This is a genomic window from Candidatus Poseidoniia archaeon (genome assembly GCA_030748895.1).
Lineage (GTDB): Archaea > Thermoplasmatota > Poseidoniia > MGIII > CG-Epi1 > UBA8886.
On sequence record JASMLC010000001.1, the window covers coordinates 42,345 to 60,438 of the forward strand.

Consider the following 18,094-nt stretch of genomic DNA (forward strand, 5'->3'; position numbering starts at 1 on the left):
CGTGAGCGCCAGGTCATCGAGCCCCGGAATCGCCGCGAGCATCTGCACCAGCCGGTCGAGGTCAGTGCGCAACAGCGGCTCACCACCAGTTAATCGCACCCGCGAGACGCCCAGTTCCACCAGCAGCCGCACCACCCGCGCCAGCTGTTCGTAGCTCAGCAGCTCTTCGCGCGCGACGAAACAGGGCTCCGGCCCGTCGGCAGGCATGCAGTAGAGACAACGAAAGTTACAGCGGTCGGTGACCGAGAACCGCAGCTGGGTGAGGGGGCGGCCGTGGAGGTCACGCACCGGTCGCATAGCCGACTGAGCAGAGTTCATACCAATTCGCCAACAGGCCAGCCAGCGCTTTAAAGATAGGAGGTTGTGCGCGGTGCCGGCTCTCCAAAAGCATAAATATACGTTGCTAACTTGCATAGATAGCATCTATACGATACATCGCTCAAACACATTTCGGCGAACTATGCACCCCACCATACACCGATTGAAGTCTCGCAGAATCGAATCTTTGGCAGTACTGGAACGGCGTCAGAATACGGCTGCAATCCTAATCATAGTGCTGGTGGCTCTGGTGGTGGTCAGTATCACCCCTCAGAATGCTATTGGGAAGGAGGGCGGTACCAATGAGTATGACCAATGTGTTTGCCATGGTTCCAACCCCTCATCTGATGTGAAAGTCATTTTGGACCTGCCGGTTGGAGGCTATAACACTAGTGAAACCTACCTGATTGGTATTAGTTTCACTGGCGGCCCCGAGGAAAACCAAGATCCAGACACTGCACAGGGAGGCTTCTACCTCGATGTTGATTCTGGAACTCTGGCAGCCACTGGTTCTGATGTGACCGTAACGGCAGATGGAAAGGAAGCCAATCACACCGCAGCAGGGAACGGGAAGCGCAGCTGGAATCTGCAATGGACCGCCGGTAGCGCAGACTCCACGGTCTTCACCCTGCGAGTCAACTCAGTCAATGGCGATGGTCAACCCAATCTAGGAGATGAAGATAGATGGAACAAAATTACAGTCACATACAACAGCGATGGAACGACAGGTATCAAGCTGGCCGAGAAAGGATGGGAAGCTCCCGAGAAAATGCTCGAATGGGAGTTGACACTGGTGCTGCTCTGTCTGGCGGGAATCACAGGCTATACCATGCGCAAGGTCACCCGCGGCCGGAGGAGGGAGTAATTCATGGCTTCAGACAAGCTTGATGGTGCCCGCTGGTTCCGCGTTGCTCCCGAATCACGAACCTGGGAGCAGTTCTACCGCGACCGCTGGTCATACGATCGCACAGTCCGTACCAGTCACAGCGTTAATTGTTCAGGCTCCTGCTCATGGGAAGTTTTCGTCAAGGATGGGCTTATCTGCTGGGAACTGCAGAAAACCGACTGGCCCCAAATCAATGATGAAACGCCCAATTACGAACCGCGCGGTTGCCAGAGAGGTATCTCGGCCTCCTGGTATCCTTACTCACCTCTGCGCCCGAAGTACCCGTACGTCAGAGGAGTGCTGTGGGATTACTATCAAGAAGCGCGCAGCAATGGTCAGAACCCGGCGGCAGCCTGGGCTTCGATTGTTGACGACCCTGTAAAATCCGAGACATACAAGAATGCACGGGGCAAGGCAGGGTGGAAACGCGTCACCTGGGACGAGGCTGCTGAGCTTGCCGCTGCGGCCCAGATTCATACTATCAAACGCTACGGCCCGGACCATCTCGCTGCTTTTTCACCGATTCCTGCAATGAGCATGGTTTCGTTCATTGGAGGTCAGCGCTGGAATAACCTGATGGGGGGCGTGATGCTCTCATTCTACGAGTGGTACCACGACTTGCCACATATCATGCCAATGATGTGGGGGGACCAGACCGATGTAGCCGAGAGTGCCGACTGGTATCAGGGGACCTACTGGATAGTCATGGGCTCCAACTTGCCGATGACCAGGACTGCAGACGCTCACTTCGCTTCCGAACACAAGTACAATGGCGGCAAGATTACCAACCTCTCACCCGATTACTCGGATGTTACTAAGTTTGCCGATCTCTGGGTACAGATTAAGGAAGGGAGAGACGGTGCTTTCCTTAACGCTTGCATCCATGTGATTCTGAAGGAATACTATGTCGACCGGCAGTGTGAATACTTTCATGACTACGTTAAACGATACACCAATCTTCCTTTCTTGGTAGTGCTGGACAAAGAAGACAAAGTGTATCGTAACGGTCGGTTCCTGCGCGCCTCCGATATCAAAGCGTTTGTGGATGAGGAACACGGTGAATGGAAACCACTGCAGATGGATTCGAACGGTAAGTTGAAGATACCCACTGGTACCGTTGGCCACCGCTGGGAACAGGAAACCGAGGGGCGCTGGAACCTGACTCACCAGGATTCGTTGACTGGCAAGGATTACGACCCGGCCCTGACACTGCTTGGAAGCAAAAAGGCCAAGGAAGTACAAGTAGCATTTTCTGACTTTACCAATACCTACGACGAACTGGGACAGACCGAGAACACGGGAAACCCAGCGATTGATCGCTATCGCGGAGTTCCTGCAGTGGAAGTCGAGACAGCCGAAGGGAAATTGCTGGTAACTACTGCATTTGACCTTTTGATGGGTCAGTTTGGAGTTAACCGAGGCCTCTCTGGCGACTATCCAAAGGATTACGACGACCCAGAACAACCTTTCACGCCAGCTTGGCAGGAACAGGAGACTGGCGTCAGTCGGGATTTAGCTATCCGAGTCGGGAGGGAGTGGGCAGATAACGCTGAAGCGACAAAGGGAAAATCACTCTTCATCACTGGTTCAGGCATCCTGCACTGGTACCACGGCGGTTCTCTCATCTACCGTGCTGAGGCGGTGATGGGGATTATCTGCGGTTGCCAGGGCAATAATGGTGGCGGTTTCGCCCACTATGTCGGGACCGAGAAGATTCGTAATTACGCAGCCATTGGAATGCTCGGCGGTGCAACAGACTGGTACCGCCCGCCACGGCATCAGAATTCTACCTCTTGGCAGTACTTCCACACCGACCAGTGGCGCTACGACGGAATGCCACTCGATGCACTCTGGTCTCCTGGTGCGAAGTCACTGCCGAAGCATGGTCAGCACTCCGCCGACCTGAATCACCTGGCAGTGCGCAGCGGCTGGCTCCCATTCTTTCCGCAGTTTGACAAGAAAAATCCACTTGATGTGTACAAAGAAGCTGTTGCAGATGGTTGCAAAACCGATGCGGAAATCACCTCTTGGGTTGCGAGACAGTTCAAAGACGGCAAGATGGACTTCGCTCTGACTGACGTTGATCACAAGGATAACCATCCCAAAGTACTCACCATCTGGCGTGGCAACCTCTTCGGTACCAGCACGCGTGGTCAGGAGTATGGCCAGCGATATCTGCTCGGAACGCATGACAATGTGCTCGGTGGAGAACGCTCCAAGGAGATGGTGGAGGAAATAAAGTGGCATGACCAAGTTGATGCCGGCAAGCTGGATTTGGTGGTAAATTTCAACCTGCGCATGGATTCTTCGGCCAACTATGCTGACATTGTCCTGCCGACCGCCCACTGGTATGAGAAACATGACTTGACCTGCAGCGACCTGCACTCCTTCCTGCATCCTTTCAATCCGGCGCATGATCCACCGTGGGAGTGTAAAACTGACTGGGAAGGGTTCAAAGTACTGGCAAAGAAGTTCAGTGAACTGGCGGCTGACGAATTCGAAGGACCTGTGAAAGAGGTGGTGATGACCGCGCTCCAGACAGATACACCTGATGAGATGGCACAGCCGCTAGGTAGAGTACACGACTGGCGTGCAGGCGAATGCGAACCGGTTCCAGGCAAGACCTTCCCCAATGTGAAGGTGGTTGAGCGTGATTACGCGCAGCTCTATGACCGGCTTACCACGATGGGACCGCTCAGCTGCCAGCCCGGTGGCTATGGTGCCAAGGGCATCGACTGGGACCTGAGTGGAGTTTACGAAGAACTCAAAGATAATCGTCAGGTTGGTACCAAAGATGGCCGCCCTGACATAACCAGCGCCCAGCAGGTCTCCGAGGCCATCCTGCGCATCTCGCCCGAGTCCGATGGTGAGGTCTCCTACCAAATATTCAAGAATCTCGAGAAGCGAGTTGGGCTGCCATTGGCCGATATGGTGGAGCATGAGCGAGAGATTGCTCACTCCTACGTCGATCTCTCCTCGCAGCCGCGTCGCACACTAACATCGCCACACTGGTCGGCCATTGAGGCCGCAGGCCGTACATACGGACCGTGGACCATGAACGTCGAGAAACTGAAGCCGTGGCACACATTGACCGGCCGACAGGAAATCTACTTCGACCACGAAGGCTACGTTGACTTGGGTGAGGCACTCCCGACGTACAAGCCACCGATTGACACGGTCGCCATCGGCGATCTGCAGATGGACGAATTAAAGGATAGCAACGCCAAACTGTTACGCTTTCTCACCCCGCACGGCAAATGGCAGATTCACAGTAATTTCCGCGACACTTGGCAGATGACCAATGTCTTCCGGGGAGGCCCACTTGGTTGGCTTAACAACGAAGATGCCACCGAGATAGGTGTCGAAGACAACGACTGGATTGAGATTTTTACCAACAACGGTATTCAGGTCGCCCGAGCAGTCGTCAGTCACACGGTTTCCCGGGGCATTTGCATTGTTTACCACCAGAATGAGCGACATATCAATGTTCCATTCTCACCTCTCGCCAAGAAACGGGGCGCTACCGATCTGCGTGGAGGCGGCAATAACGCCCCGACGCGGGTGATGATGAACCCGGCCACTATGATCGGGGGCTACGCCCAGTTCACTTATTTCATCAACTACTGGGGCACCAGCCCTTCGGAGCGTGATATGGGAGTGCTGGTGCGCAAGATGCCACTAACCGCAGAAGGCAAGCCAGTCTATCAGGAAAGTGAGCTTTTCAAGCTCCCCACGGAGGCAGACTCATGAAAATCATGAAGCAGATGGGGATGATTTTCAACATGGACAAGTGTCTAGGGTGCAACACCTGTACCGTCGCCTGCAAGAATGTCTGGACCAATCGTGAAGGAGCCAAGTACATGTTCTGGAACAACGTCGAGACGAAACCCGGTATTGGTTACCCCAAAGAGTGGGAGAATCAGGAGGAGTATGGCGGCGGCTGGGAACTCACCGGTAAGAAAAACAAACCTCTGAAACTGAAATTGCATGGCAAGGGAAAGGCACTGCTCAACCTATTCTACAATCCTCGTCAACCAGAGATGGGCGACTATGTCAACCGTGATGGTACCTACACATTCACCTATGAAGACCTGCACAGTCCTAAACTGCACAAGCAGCAGCCCGTGGCGCGCCCCAAGTCAGAAGTGACTGGCGAGGAGGATATTCCCATTGAATGGGGAGTCAATTGGGAGGACAACGCCGCTGGGGCTCACGTGACCGGCCAGTGGGATTACAATTTCTCCGACATGAGTGAAGAGGCTCACAAGGCCATGCTTCAGTATCAGGACTCCTTCATGATTTACCTGCCACGCATTTGCAATCACTGTGCCAATCCTGCCTGTGTTGGGGCCTGCCCTAGCGCGGCAGCACACAAGCGTGAAGAAGATGGCGTGGTGCTCATTGACCAGACTCGTTGTCGGGGCTGGCGCTATTGCGTTTCGGCTTGCCCCTACAAGAAGGCCTACTACAACTGGCGCTCGGGGAAGATGGAGAAATGTATTCTCTGCTACCCCCGACTTGAATCCGGGCAACCACCTGCGTGCTTCCATGCCTGTCCAGGACGGATTCGTTACATGAGCCCCCTGCTCATAAATCGCGACAGAGTGATCGAAGTCGCTACGGCACCGGAGGCAGACTTAGTGGAGTTGCACCGCGAAATCGTACTTGACCCCCACGATCCAGAGGTCATCGCAGCAGCAAAGGAACAGGATATTTCAGAATCGTGGCTTGATGCTGCCCAGCGTTCCCCGGTCTACAAGATGTTCAAGGAGTGGAAGATCGCCCTGCCGCTGCATCCTGAATTCCGTACTGTTCCGTCGCTCTTCTATGTTCCGCCCGAGAGCCCAGTGTCGTCGTCACTGGACAAGGGAACTCGGCGTTCAGCAATAGGTGGTAAAACGGTCCTTCCTAACTTAGAGGAATTCCGGGTGCCAATCAAGTACCTCTCCCGATTGCTAGCAGCTGGCAATGAACAGCAGGTTGAACAAGCGCTCCAGCGACAGCTTGCCCTGCGCCGCTACCGCCGTTCACAGCGGGTAGAAGGCAAACCGGACATCGAAGTACTGGCACAAGTGGGTCTGACTGCCGACCAGGCCGATCAGATGCACAGACTACTATCGCTTGCTTTCCTCAACGAGCGCTTTGTGGTTCCTACTACCCGGCGTGAAGAGACTGGCAGCAGCCCGCATGTTGAGCGTGGTTTCGTCGGTTTCCATGAAATGTCTCCGTTATCTCCTATGTCACGACGCGAAGAATGGCATGTCGACCACCACCGTAAGGACAAGGTGGAACCATGAGTATACCCTTGGCAGTCCGAGAGGCAGAATCCGAGTCAACCGTAAATCCGACTCTGGAGACAGTTTACCGTCTTATCTCGGATCTGTTCAGCCATCCTGAAACCCTTGACCGACCGACGGTGGAAGCTACAGCTGCGGAAGCGTGCGCGGCGCTACGTGAGGAAAAAAGCCTTGCGGCAGCGAAAGCATTGGAACAATTTCTAACAGAGGTTTGGGAAATCTCACCCGACGTGTATCTGGCGACCCTCGAGCTCACTCCTGCCAGTCCACTCTACATAGGCCACTATGCCTTCGACACGCCTGCAAGTTGCGCCGGCCTGGGATTTTCAGAGCGCAATGGCTACATGATTGAGTTGATTAACCTCTACCGTCATTTCGGTTTTGCCGTGGACCACGGTGAACTGCCAGACTTCCTGCCGGCAATGGTGGAATTTCTCTGGCTCAGTCTGGACCGACCAGAAGAATTGCGCCAGAAATTCATAAGCGACTACCTGCTTCCCTACCTGCCATCACTCGTGGCTTCCCTACAGAAAATCGAGAGCCCTTACCTGCACCTGGTGAAGGCGCTTGAACTGACAGCCGAAGTGGATATAGCACGCCTTTCAAAGGGAGGTGACTGAAATGGCCGATTTCTGGTCAATCTGGGCGGATTTCTGGTTCGGCGTATTTCCGTATCTGGCATTGGGTCTGTTTCTGGGCCTCCCGATTTACCGGGCCTACCGGGGGCATCTGGTATACCCGTTCAAAGAACAGTGGACTGCACGGGGCGACTTCGAATGGACCCCCCGACCCAGTGGATTCTTCGGACGCCGCTGGATGGGGACTGCCAGTATGGCCCTCCACTGGGGTATCATTACTCTCTTCGTTAGTCACCTGCTGGGGTTGATTGGAGGTTACTACGGTAAAACCAACTGGATTGAGGCCTTCCACTGGCTGGGACTGGCGGCAGGCCTGCTATTCGTCTATGGCCTTTCCATTGCCCTGATTCGAAGGGTAAAGATTCCCGAGATGCGGGCCATGTCAAAGAACGAGGACTACATAATCCTGATTTGGCTACTCTCCATCGCACTGACGGCACTTTACCAGGTGATCGTCAACCGCTTTTTCGGTGCCTCAATGGATGTGGCACCGTGGGTAATCAGCCTCGTCAGATTCTCCCCTGATGTGGCGCTGGTGACCAGCAACTCGCTGATTACTCAGCTGCACCTTGGACTGGCCCTCGGTTTCTTCGCCTACTTCCCGTTTACCAAGATGGTCCATATGTGGAGCTACCCTTTTGGCTACATAACGAGGCCCTACATCGCCGTCCGGCAGTACATGCGCTGGGCGCGGTGATGCTCCTTGACAATCAACAACACTGTGGCCGACAAAGAAGCGTTTGAAGAACTCTATGAAGGGGCAGAAGCAACCCCTCAACGGGCAACCCGGATACTAATCCTCAATACATTTGCCTTCACGATTAATTTCGCCTGCTGGATGATGTACGGCGTGCTCATCACCCACCTCACCTTTGTAAACCAGCTTTACGACTGGGATCAGTCCGAGATTGGTTGGCTTATTGGCATTCCTGTGCTTACTGGAGCCTTGCTGCGATTACCAGTAGGTGGGCTTACTGACATGTACGGCGGTCGTAAGGTCTTCACAGGAGTAATGCTGGTTTCAGCCATCCCCATGTACCTCGTGAGTATGGCTAACAGCTTCTGGGGATTCTTCTTGGCCGGACTGGGCTTTGGAATCTGTGGAGCTTCATTTGCAGCAGGCATCGCCTACACCTCGATCTGGTTCCGCAAGGACAAGCAAGGCACTGCCCTCGGAATATTCGGAGCCGGCAATGCCGGAGCGGCGCTGACAGCCATCTGCGCTCCGAGGCTACTCGCCCATTTTACCAACGATGGTGCCAATCCAGACGGATGGCAGTCTCTGCCTCAACTGTATGCCGGGATGCTGGTCGTGACGGCAGTCCTCTTCTGGTTCTTCACTTACGAACGCAAAGTTAGAGGGGGGGAGGAGATTGCGATGAGGAAACGTCTGGAACCGCTTCGGGATGTGCGGGTCTGGCGGTTCGGACTCTACTACTTCCTCGTGTTCGGTGGTTTCGTCGCTCTCGCCCAGTGGCTGATCCCCTACTATGTCAATGTCTACACCGTTAGTGTGGCGACAGCTGGCATGCTGACTGCAATATTCAGCTTCCCTTCCGGAGTTATCCGCGCCCTAGGAGGCTGGATGTCGGACTATTGGGGTGCTCGCACCATAATGTACTGGATTCTCGGCGCATGTCTCCTTTCCTCAGTCTTGCTGCTTCCGCCTCGAATGGATGTCACCTCGCCGGGTGAGGGAGTTACTGCGCTTTCTGATGGCACGGTCATCAATGTGGACGAAATCAACCACACAATAATCGTCGAGGAGGCGAATGGGGTTAATCGCACCTACGAATATGATGGTGCGACCGAGGCAGAGTTAAAGAAACTGGAAGAAGGGTTTGGCAATGAGCTCCACATCCTTCCAGTTGTCAGCAGCTGGCAAGAGCCAATAGTCGAGATTGGCGATGAAATTGAACGGAAGGAATTGCTCGCCAAAGGAATCACATATATCGTTTTCCAGGCCAATGTCTGGATTTTTACCTTCTGGGTGTTCGTCCTCGGTATTGCGATGGGGATTGGCAAGGCTGCAGTGTACAAACACATCCCGGTCTACTACCCAAGGGATATTGGCGTGGTTGGAGGCCTGGTCGGCGTACTCGGTGGACTGGGTGGTTTTGTATGCCCTGTCATCTTCGGCTACCTGCTGGAGTGGACCGGGCTGTGGACCACCACCTGGGCCTTCTTCGTTTTCATCTCAGCCGCGTGTCTGTTCTGGATGCATCGCATCGTGCAGCGCATGACACATGCCCACGCTCCAAACATTACACGACTGATTGAGGATCCAGGGGCATCGTTCATTCCATCGATTAATATTCGCTGCCCACACGATGAGGTCGATGCCGAAGTACATTTGCGCGTTGTTACCGGTGACCCAGCCGTACTCCAGGTGTCATGGTGTTCTAACTGGGTCGATGATAAATGTCCTAATCACTGCAGTTCACAATGCTTGGTAGAGACAGAAATGTGATAAGTATGACAGAAGAAGATGAATCGAATAAGGAAATGGCTGCAACACCTGCTGTAGAATCCAAAGACCCGGGTACGGGAGTGCAGTTCGATTGCTGGGACCCGGAAGACGATGAGTTCTGGGAGGAGTCGGGTAAGGGGCTAGCGAATCGCAACCTATGGATATCTATTCCCAACCTGTTTTTGGGATTTGCGATATGGATGGTTTGGAGTGTGATTGTCACGAAAATTCAGGGCATCCATGATGCTAACGCTGATATCTATTCATTCAGTGGTTGGGGGGGCCTGACTGGGGATGAATACAAGGCTCTGCTGTACATACTTCCAGGTGTGGCAGGGCTTGCTGGTGCGACCTTCCGCATCACTAATTCATTCATGATTGAAATCTCTGGTGGTCGTAATGTCATCGCTGCCACAACACTGTTACTGCTGCTGCCGATGGTTGGAGCAGGCATCGCTCTGAAGGACCCCGATGTCTCATTCACGGTACTAATCATTTACGCATTGATGTCGGGAGTGGGAGGTGGGGCATTCGCCTCCTCGATGTCTAACATCTCCTTCTTTTATCCGCGCAAGATGCAGGGCCTTTCACTCGGCCTTAATGCCGGACTTGGAAATCTAGGAGTAAGCGCGATGCAATTCTCAGTCCCAGTTGTGATGGGATTTGCCCTGTTTGGAGGAATGTCTGGTTCTGCAATCGGTGGTTATTATGTGGGTAACGCTGCTCTGCTGTGGGTACCGTTCTGTGCCTTTTTCATGGTTGCCGCATGGCTATGGATGAACAACATGCCAGAGCATGATGTAGCCAATACAGCAAACTCGCTGAAGAAATATTTCTGGCTTGAAGCGATTGGTTACATGGCTGCAGGAATCGTCGTCGCTGGATTCGTTGCCACCCGTGACAGTTCCATTTTTGTTTCACCTTTAATGGGTATTGTTCGCATCTTCATAATGGTCGGGATAGCGGTGGCCGTCACTCTCGCCCTGATGCGATATGCTACACCGGGTCAGGTGAAGGAGAGTCTGTTAGACCAATGGAAGATATTTGGTAAAAAACATAATTGGTTGATGACCTGGCTCTACATCATGACCTTCGGATCGTTCATCGGCTTCTCCGCTGTCTTTCCCAAGCTCATTCTCGACGTATTCGGGTACTTGCCGGATGGCACAGACAACCCCTGGTACGACAACCAAGCATTGACTTACAGTTTCCTCGGACCGATGGTTGGTGCGGCATTACGTCCACCGGGTGGTTGGATGGCCGACAAGTGGGGTGGCGCTAGAGTAACTCACTGGGCAACTGTGGTGATGGTTATTGCTACAATTGGAGTCGGTTTGATCATTGTCGCGGCACAGGCATCTGAGACCCCACAGGATTACTTTGTCTCATTTATGGCTTTGTTCATGATTCTGTTCACCACCACCGGCATCGGGAATGGCTCGACATTCCGAATGATAGCCATCATATTCCCACGTAAACAGGCAGGCCCTGTTCTCGGTTGGACATCTTCTATCGCCGCATATGGGGCATTCATCATCCCGTCTGTATTCGCAGTCTCAATCGCCGCCAAAGTGCCTGAGTATGCAATGTATGGCTTTGCCGCTTACTATGTCTCCTGTCTCGGAGTCAACTGGTGGTACTATGCTCGTAAAGATGCTGAGATGCCCTGCTGACAACAGTTCAGGACCTCCTATTATTCTGTCAGTCACAGCTTCCAGAACAAAAAACTTACTTTTATACTAATCTTCGGCAGCCGCGGCCGTGTTGGCCATCAGCATCGCGACCGTCATCGGCCCCACACCGCCCGGCACCGGCGTCAGCGCGCCCGCCACGTCGGCGACGCCGGGCGCGCAGTCGCCGACCAGCCCACCCGCGGTGTGGTTGACGCCGACGTCCACCACCGTTGCACCGGGCCGCACCATCTCGGGCGTGACGGTATTCGGTCGGCCGGCAGCCACGACCAGCAGTTCGGCTTGCCGGGTGTGGTGCGCCAGGTCGGCCGTTGCGGTGTGGCAGACCGTCACGGTGGCGTTGGCCTGTGTAAGCATCACGGCGAGTGGCTTGCCGACGATGTTGCTGCGGCCAATGATGACAGCGTGCTTCCCTGCGGGCGAGTGGCCGCTGCGCTCGAGCAGCTCCATGATGCCGGCGGGCGTACAGGGGCGCAACCCCGGTTCGCCGCGCAGCAGCTTTCCGAGGTTCTCGGGGTGGAAGCCGTCGACGTCGCACGCTGGCGCGATGCGCGCCAGCGCCGGCTCGAGGCCATCCGGTAGCGGCAGCTGGACGATAATGCCGTGTTCGCTGGAGTTGAGCCGCTCGACAAGTGCCCTTAGCTCCCCGAGCGTGGTAGCGGCAGCGAGGTGGTGGTGCGCCAGCTTGATACCAACGCGCTCCGCGGCGCGTGACTTGGCGCGGATGTAGCTGGTCGAGGCGGGGTCTTCGCCTACCTGCACCACCGCCAGCCGGGGTGCGCTGCCGAGTTGGGCGACGCGCGCCTGCAGCTCGCTCTCGATGGCGGCCGCGACTGCCCGCCCGTCAATGATGGCAGCGCTCATTTGCCCCCCAAGGGGTCGAGGGTGTAGAGGCAGACTTCGACCCGCGGCGCGTCGCCCTGCGCGGCGCGCCGCTTGCGGACGACCAGCTCGGCGACCTGCCCGTCATCGTGGTAGAGCACGCCGCTCAGGCCATCCTTGACCGCCTTGGCGAGGTTGTCGGCGTCGGGGCGCTTGTCGTGGTGCTCTTCCGGCCGCGGGACGCGCTTGCGCCACTTGCTCCTGGGGCAGGGAAAGTAGGCCACGACGGTCAGGCCGAGGGGTCCTTCGAGCAGCCCGGCCACGCCAGCCTCCTCGCGGGCGCGCTGCGCCACGTAGGCGATATCGGCCTTGTAGACCTTCGACGCCTTGGGGTCGGTCGCCACGACGTAGCTGCCCTTGCGATAGAACCGCGGCCGCCCCTGCGCGACCGGCTTGCCGGGGATAGTGAACTCAATGCGCACGTCCACCGTAGGGGCGGGGGGATTATGGCTTTCCCGCCGTATCCCTTAATTACGAGAGCAGCAGCGGTGCGCCGATGCGAGTCGCAGTACTGCACGAGGACCGTTGCCAGCCCAAGCGCTGCATGAACGAGTGCTACAACTTCTGCCCGCCGGTGCGCAACGGGGTCGAAGTCATCACCTGGCGTGAGGACGACAAGCCACTGGTTTCCGAACCGCTCTGCATCGGTTGCGGTATTTGTATTCACAAGTGCCCACACGACGCGCTCACGATTATCAATCTCCCGGAAGGCGACGAGCGTGAGACAATTCACCGCTACGGACAGAACGATTTCCGGCTCTTCCGGCTGCCGGCGCCGAAGCAGGGGCAGGTGGTCGGCCTGCTCGGCGCGAACGGCACCGGCAAGACCACCGCCATCTCGCTGCTGGCGGGCGAGCTGGTGCCCAACCTGGGTGACTGGGAACTGGCGGGCGACTGGCCAGTGGTGCTGGAGCATTTCGCCGGCACCGAACTGCACGCCCATTTTGCGGCGCTGGCAGATGGCAGTGCCAGCGTCGCGCTCAAACCGCAGTACGTCGACCAGATTCCGAAGCGCTTCGCAGGCACGCTGCGCGAGCTGCTGGTGCGAGTCGCGGATGACGACAGGGTCGCCGAAGTGGTCGCCGAGCTGGGGCTGACCGGGCTCGACCAGCCGCTGGCGAAGCTCTCGGGCGGCGAATTGCAGAAGGGCGCTATCGCCGCGACGCTGCTGAAAGAGGCGGAGCTCTATTTCTTCGACGAACCCTGCTCGTATCTCGATATCGAGCAGCGGTTGCTGGTGGCGCAGCGTATCGCCGAACTCGGCGCCACGAAATCGGTCGTGGTCATTGAGCACGACCTTGCCATTCTCGACTATGTTACCGAGCAGCTGCACCTGCTCTACGGCGAGCCCGCGGCATACGGCATCGTCTCGCAGCCGCTGGGAGTCCGTCACGGCATCAACAGCTACCTTGAGGGGGAGCTGCGCGAGGAGAACGTGCGACTGCGCGACAGCCGCATCGAGTTCCTGGCGCACCCGCCGCGGACCGGCTGGGACGCGCAACCGCTCGTCAGCTGGCCGGAGTTGGAGAAGCAGCAGGGAAGCTTCAAGCTCAAAACGGCCACGGGCGAAATCCTGCAGGGGCAGGTGCTGGGCGTCGTGGGCGGTAACGCCACAGGCAAAACGACTTTCATGCGCATGCTGGTGGGCGACCTTGCGCCCGATACCGGGAAGGTTGAGCTGGCGCTGCAGGTTTCCTACAAGCCGCAATACATTACGCCGCAGTCGGACGTGCTGGTGGAGGAGTTGCTGCGTTCGACAGAAGGTTTCGACGAGCACTATTTAAAAACAGAATTGATGAATCCGCTTGCGCTGGAGACCCTGATGCGGCAGGACCTCGAGTCCCTTTCCGGGGGCGAATTGCAGCGCGTCGCGATTGCCGAATGTTTGCTGCGCGAGGCTGATTTGTATCTCTTCGACGAGCCCTCCGCGTATCTCGACGCGAACCAGCGCATGGTTGCGGCACGCACCATCCGGCGCTGCATGGAGCAGCGCACCGCTTCGGCGCTGGTGGTTGACCACGACGTCTACTTCATCGACTACGTTTCCGATGGCCTGTTCTGCTTCTCCGGCACGCCGGGGGAACATGGCCTGGCGGAGGGCCCATTCAGGATGCGTGTCGGGATGAACCACTTCCTGAAGCGGCTCGATGTCACTTTCCGGCGCGACCGAAACACCAATCGCCCGCGCATCAATAAGCCCGGCTCACGGCTTGACCGGGCGCAGAAGTCGGCTGGCGAATATTACTACTCCAGTTGAGGCTGCACTCTTATCAGCCAGTCGTAATGCGCCGGCGTGCTTCCAGAACTGGCTAGTGGGTTTACTCGAGCCTACACGCGCCTCATCCTGCGCAGCCCGTCGCTGACGGTACTGGTGCTCGTGCTGGTGACGCTGTTGCTGCTCAAGCCTGCCCTGACCTTCGAGCAGAATATGACTCGCGACATCGAAGTCTACCTGCCGGAAGGTGAGGAATCAACTGACCTACTGATTGAGGTGCGTCAAGACTGGGCCACGGACACAATCATCGTCTATATCGAGACCCGCAACGCGAACGACCCGGAGCGGTTCAACGACCGCGTAATACACAATATCACCTACGTCCCGACGCTCAAGGAGATTGCGCGGCTGGAGCAGCAAATTGACCCGTACGGCCAGTCGATGGACCAGGACAAATATCAGGCAGACCGCGGGATTCAGGACGACATAATTTTCACGCTCAGTATCTCGACGCTAATCAAGGAGTTCAACTCGACTAACGCTCGCTTCATCGAGGCCACCGAAGGGAAGGTGTTTGGTGGCCTCTCGGTTGAGCAGCGCGACGACGAACTGGTGAATGAGACCGGGCGCTACGCGATACCGAGCGACCAGGACCGGGTTGACCAGATTTACGCGCAGACTTCGGGTGCGCTCCAGAATTTCGCCATCGACACCAACGGCGACGGAATCCTCGATACCGCGTACATCATGTTTGCGCTCAAGTATTCAATCGGCGACAATGATGCGCGGCAGGCCGAAATCATCACCAACATCCAGCAGGTAATCGACTCACGGCCGAGCCCGGCGCGCACCGAGATGACACAGACCGGACTGGTGGTGGTGCTGCATGAAGTCACGGAGCGCCTTTACGAGGACCTGCTGGCGATGCTGCCGATTTCGCTCATTATCGTGCTGGGGATGATGCTCTGGTTCCACCGCAACGTCTTCGTCATCCCGGTGGTGCTCATCCCGATTTTCTTCGCACTTATCTGGACGCTGGGACTAGTGCGGATTTCAGGGGTGGTGCTGACGCCGATGATTGTCGCCGCCGGGCCAATCCTAGTGGGGATTGGCGTCGATTACGGGCTACACGTCGCCAATCGCATCGTCGAATTCCGCGAAGCGGGGCTCTCGCATTTCAAGTCGACCAGTAAGGCGATGCTGACCACCGGCAAGGCGACGCTGCTCTGCGCACTCACCGACACGATTGGCTTCTCAGCGCTCTTCATCTCGCCGATTGCGCCGATGCGTACGGTGGGGCTGACGATGATAGTTGGTGTCATCTGTTCGTTCATTCTGACGGTGAGCATGACTCCCGCCATCATGAAGCTCACTAACTACACCCGCCACCACCCGAAAACGTGGACCGGCATTGCGCGTGTTTCGTCGCAGCAGTGGCGCGTTATCCTGCTGGTGGTGCTGCTGGTGACCGGCTACTCGCTGGCGCGGCTTTCGGTTATGGACCAGGACATTCGCGGCGACGAGTCGGCGCCCGAGGATGTCGCCTCGATTCGCAAGCTGGCCGAATATTCCGAGAAGTTCGAGGCGGGGCAGACCGGCATCCTGCTCGTAGCGGGACCGCCCGATCGGCCGAAGCCGGCCGCCAAGGACCTCGACGTGCTGGACGTGATGAACTGGACTACGGTCGAATTGAATAATCTCACGATTAACAACCGCAATTCGGGTGACCCTATCAACGTCTCGGCGTTCTCAATCGTCGATTTTTTCAAGTCAGCGCACATTAGTATCGAGGTTGGGCAGGGCGGTGACGAGGAGCCTTTCTTTGTCTTCGACGGCAGCTTCTGGGAGTTCCTGCACCACGAGTTCTTTGACAGTCAGGCGTGCCAGATCGAGACCGGCCTGTTCTACACCTGCGAAGAATTGCGGCAGGACATGATTGACGTCTTCTACGATTCGTTCACGGGAGAGATGCGCGCGATGTTGCTGACCGATGACTACACCAAGGCGCTCATTTACGTCAGTATGCCGTATATCAACATAGATGATACCGCGTTGCTGGTCGAGCGCACCGACAGTATCGCCTACTACTACAACACCCTGCTCTTCGACGCCGAACTGTCGCAACTCACTGGCGGCCCACCGGTCACAATCGCCATCAATCAGGGTATCCAGGATACGCAGTACAAGACCATCGGACTGAGCCTTGTGCTGGTGCTAGTGACGATGGTCCTGATTTTCCGTTCGTTCCGGTTCGGCTTCATCACCTTCCTGCCCATCCTGATTGTTGTCCTGTGGTATCCCGCCACAGTCCATACCGGCGGGACCAACCTGAATATCTTCACCGCCATGGTTGGTACCATCATCATCGGCATCGGTATCGACAACTCAATCCAGATTACCGAACGTGTCCGCGAAGAAGGCACGCGTCCTGAAGGCATTAGGCGCGCCGTAGAACATACAGGCCAATCCGTGGTAGAAGCTACTTTCACAACGATGGGGGGCGTTCTGGCAGGTGTTATCATCTCGCTCTTCCGCACCCAATTTATCGGCTTGCGCAATTTCTTCGCGCTGATTATCACGCTGGTACTATTCTCGTTGCTGATGGCGGTCTTCGCGCTCCCCAGCTTCTATCAGGCACTGCATCACTACGGCGACAAGTTCAGTCCGCGACGCCTGAAAGTCAAGCGGAAAAGTTGAGCATTTCTGCGACGGCGTCGACCGCCTTGCGGGCATACGGAAGCAGCCGCGGCTCGATGTGCTGCGGCTCCGCCCCGGGGCCGATGACGCCCATGCCGACCGGCTTTCCGGTTGCGAGTTGCAGGTCGAGCACGGCCTGCACGACCGCCTGCCCCATCGCGAGCCCGTGCTGCGTCTCGCCGCGCTCGATGATGCCGAGCAGCACCGCGCCGGCGATATCGTCGCGCGCCAGCAGCCGTTGCAGCGCCAGCGGACATTCCAGCGCGCCCGGCACCCACCGTTCGGCGACGACCTCGAGCCCCAGCTCGCCGGCGCGCTCGCCCGCTGCGACTGCCATGCGCGCGACCGCTTCGCGGTGGTAGCTGCCGCAGACCAGCGCGATGCGGCTCAGCGTGCCTCCATGATGCGCGTGACGGTTTCGACGGCGGCGCGCGTCAGCGCGTCAACCTCGACGTTGAGCCGATCGCCCGGCTGGCGCGCACCAATCGTGGTGCGCGCCAGCGTCTCGGGAATGATGTGAACGACGAATTCGCCTGAATCGGGCCGGGTGCGGCCGACAGTGAGCGAGATGCCGTCGAGCGCCACGAAGCCCTTCTCGAAGATGCAGGCCATTGCGTCGCGCCCGACGCGCAGCCGCAGGTCGTGGACGCCCGCATCGGTTTCGACCGCCACGACCTCGGCGACGGCCGCGACGTGCCCCGAGAGCAGGTGACCGCCCAGTTCGTCGCCCAGCTTCGCTGAGCGCTCCAGGTTCACCGCGCCGCCGTTGGCGAGCCGCTCGCCGAGCGTCGTACGGGAGAGCGTTTCGGCGACGACGTCGAACTCCAGTGTACCGTCGCCAATCGCACTGACTGTCAGGCAAACACCGTCGACCGCTACGCTTGCGCCGGTCGCGATGCCAGCGGCGAAGCGGGCGGGTGGTTCGACCGCGATGCGCTGCGCGCCGTCGCCCTCGACGGCGCGCAGCGTGCCGGTGGCGGTCACGATGCCGGTGAACATC

General features: G+C 57.1%; 14 protein-coding genes (1 of these 14 running past the window's edge). 9 read left to right on the top strand and 5 right to left on the bottom strand.

The window, feature by feature from the left end; genetic code table 11:
• On the bottom strand, positions 1-297 hold the 5' end (the start) of the coding sequence (gene moaA / locus QGG57_00220) for a GTP 3',8-cyclase MoaA (protein ID MDP7006611.1). The gene continues 801 nt to the left of window position 1, outside the view; the window shows 297 of its 1,098 coding nt (coding positions 1-297); its start codon is at positions 295-297; the stop codon falls past the left edge of the window.
• Between the two features lie 262 nt (positions 298-559).
• On the opposite strand from moaA, the gene QGG57_00225 reads away from it, so the two are divergent.
• The 7 genes from QGG57_00225 (at position 560) to QGG57_00255 (ending at position 11,282) form a co-directional block, all read left to right on the top strand.
• Entirely contained in the window at positions 560-1,183 is a 624-nt protein-coding gene (locus tag QGG57_00225; protein MDP7006612.1) for a hypothetical protein, read from the top strand.
• Between the two features lie 3 nt (positions 1,184-1,186).
• Positions 1,187-4,954 carry a nitrate reductase subunit alpha gene (locus tag QGG57_00230; GenBank protein ID MDP7006613.1) on the top strand — a complete coding sequence of 1,256 codons (3,768 nt, stop codon included), beginning with the start codon at positions 1,187-1,189 and terminating at the stop codon, positions 4,952-4,954.
• Positions 4,951-6,501 (top strand): nitrate reductase subunit beta, encoded by a 1,551-nt coding sequence (gene narH / locus QGG57_00235; protein ID MDP7006614.1) that lies wholly within the window; start codon positions 4,951-4,953, stop codon positions 6,499-6,501. Before QGG57_00230 ends, narH begins: the two co-directional genes overlap by 4 nt.
• A gap of 119 nt (positions 6,502-6,620) precedes the next feature.
• On the top strand, positions 6,621-7,121 hold the full coding sequence (locus QGG57_00240) for a hypothetical protein (protein MDP7006615.1): 501 nt from the start codon (positions 6,621-6,623) through the stop codon (positions 7,119-7,121).
• A gap of 1 nt (position 7,122) precedes the next feature.
• Positions 7,123-7,836 (top strand): respiratory nitrate reductase subunit gamma, encoded by a 714-nt coding sequence (locus QGG57_00245; protein MDP7006616.1) that lies wholly within the window; start codon positions 7,123-7,125, stop codon positions 7,834-7,836.
• Between the two features lie 6 nt (positions 7,837-7,842).
• Positions 7,843-9,609 carry an MFS transporter gene (locus QGG57_00250; protein ID MDP7006617.1) on the top strand — a complete coding sequence of 589 codons (1,767 nt, stop codon included), beginning with the start codon at positions 7,843-7,845 and terminating at the stop codon, positions 9,607-9,609.
• A gap of 5 nt (positions 9,610-9,614) precedes the next feature.
• On the top strand, positions 9,615-11,282 hold the full coding sequence (locus tag QGG57_00255; protein ID MDP7006618.1) for an MFS transporter: 1,668 nt from the start codon (positions 9,615-9,617) through the stop codon (positions 11,280-11,282).
• A gap of 66 nt (positions 11,283-11,348) precedes the next feature.
• On the opposite strand, the gene QGG57_00260 is transcribed toward QGG57_00255, so the two are convergent.
• Both QGG57_00260 and QGG57_00265 read right to left on the bottom strand, forming a co-directional pair.
• Complete coding sequence (locus QGG57_00260; protein MDP7006619.1) at positions 11,349-12,164, bottom strand: bifunctional 5,10-methylenetetrahydrofolate dehydrogenase/5,10-methenyltetrahydrofolate cyclohydrolase; 816 nt, start codon at positions 12,162-12,164, stop codon at positions 11,349-11,351.
• Positions 12,161-12,604, bottom strand: coding sequence for a RusA family crossover junction endodeoxyribonuclease (locus tag QGG57_00265; GenBank protein MDP7006620.1), 444 nt, complete (start codon positions 12,602-12,604; stop codon positions 12,161-12,163). Before QGG57_00265 ends, QGG57_00260 begins: the two co-directional genes overlap by 4 nt.
• A 74-nt stretch (positions 12,605-12,678) precedes the next feature.
• Between QGG57_00265 and QGG57_00270 the strand changes: the two genes are divergently transcribed.
• Complete coding sequence (locus QGG57_00270) at positions 12,679-14,439, top strand: ribosome biogenesis/translation initiation ATPase RLI (protein ID MDP7006621.1); 1,761 nt, start codon at positions 12,679-12,681, stop codon at positions 14,437-14,439.
• A 36-nt stretch (positions 14,440-14,475) separates the two neighbouring features.
• Entirely contained in the window at positions 14,476-17,094 is a 2,619-nt protein-coding gene (locus QGG57_00275; GenBank protein ID MDP7006622.1) for an MMPL family transporter, read from the top strand.
• Here the strand turns inward: QGG57_00275 and QGG57_00280 are convergent.
• Positions 17,078-17,431 carry a 6,7-dimethyl-8-ribityllumazine synthase gene (locus QGG57_00280; protein ID MDP7006623.1) on the bottom strand — a complete coding sequence of 118 codons (354 nt, stop codon included), beginning with the start codon at positions 17,429-17,431 and terminating at the stop codon, positions 17,078-17,080. The genes QGG57_00275 and QGG57_00280 overlap by 17 nt on opposite strands.
• 50 nt (positions 17,432-17,481) lie before the next feature.
• Positions 17,482-18,093, bottom strand: coding sequence for a riboflavin synthase subunit alpha (locus QGG57_00285; GenBank protein ID MDP7006624.1), 612 nt, complete (start codon positions 18,091-18,093; stop codon positions 17,482-17,484).
• Position 18,094 lies beyond the last annotated feature (1 nt).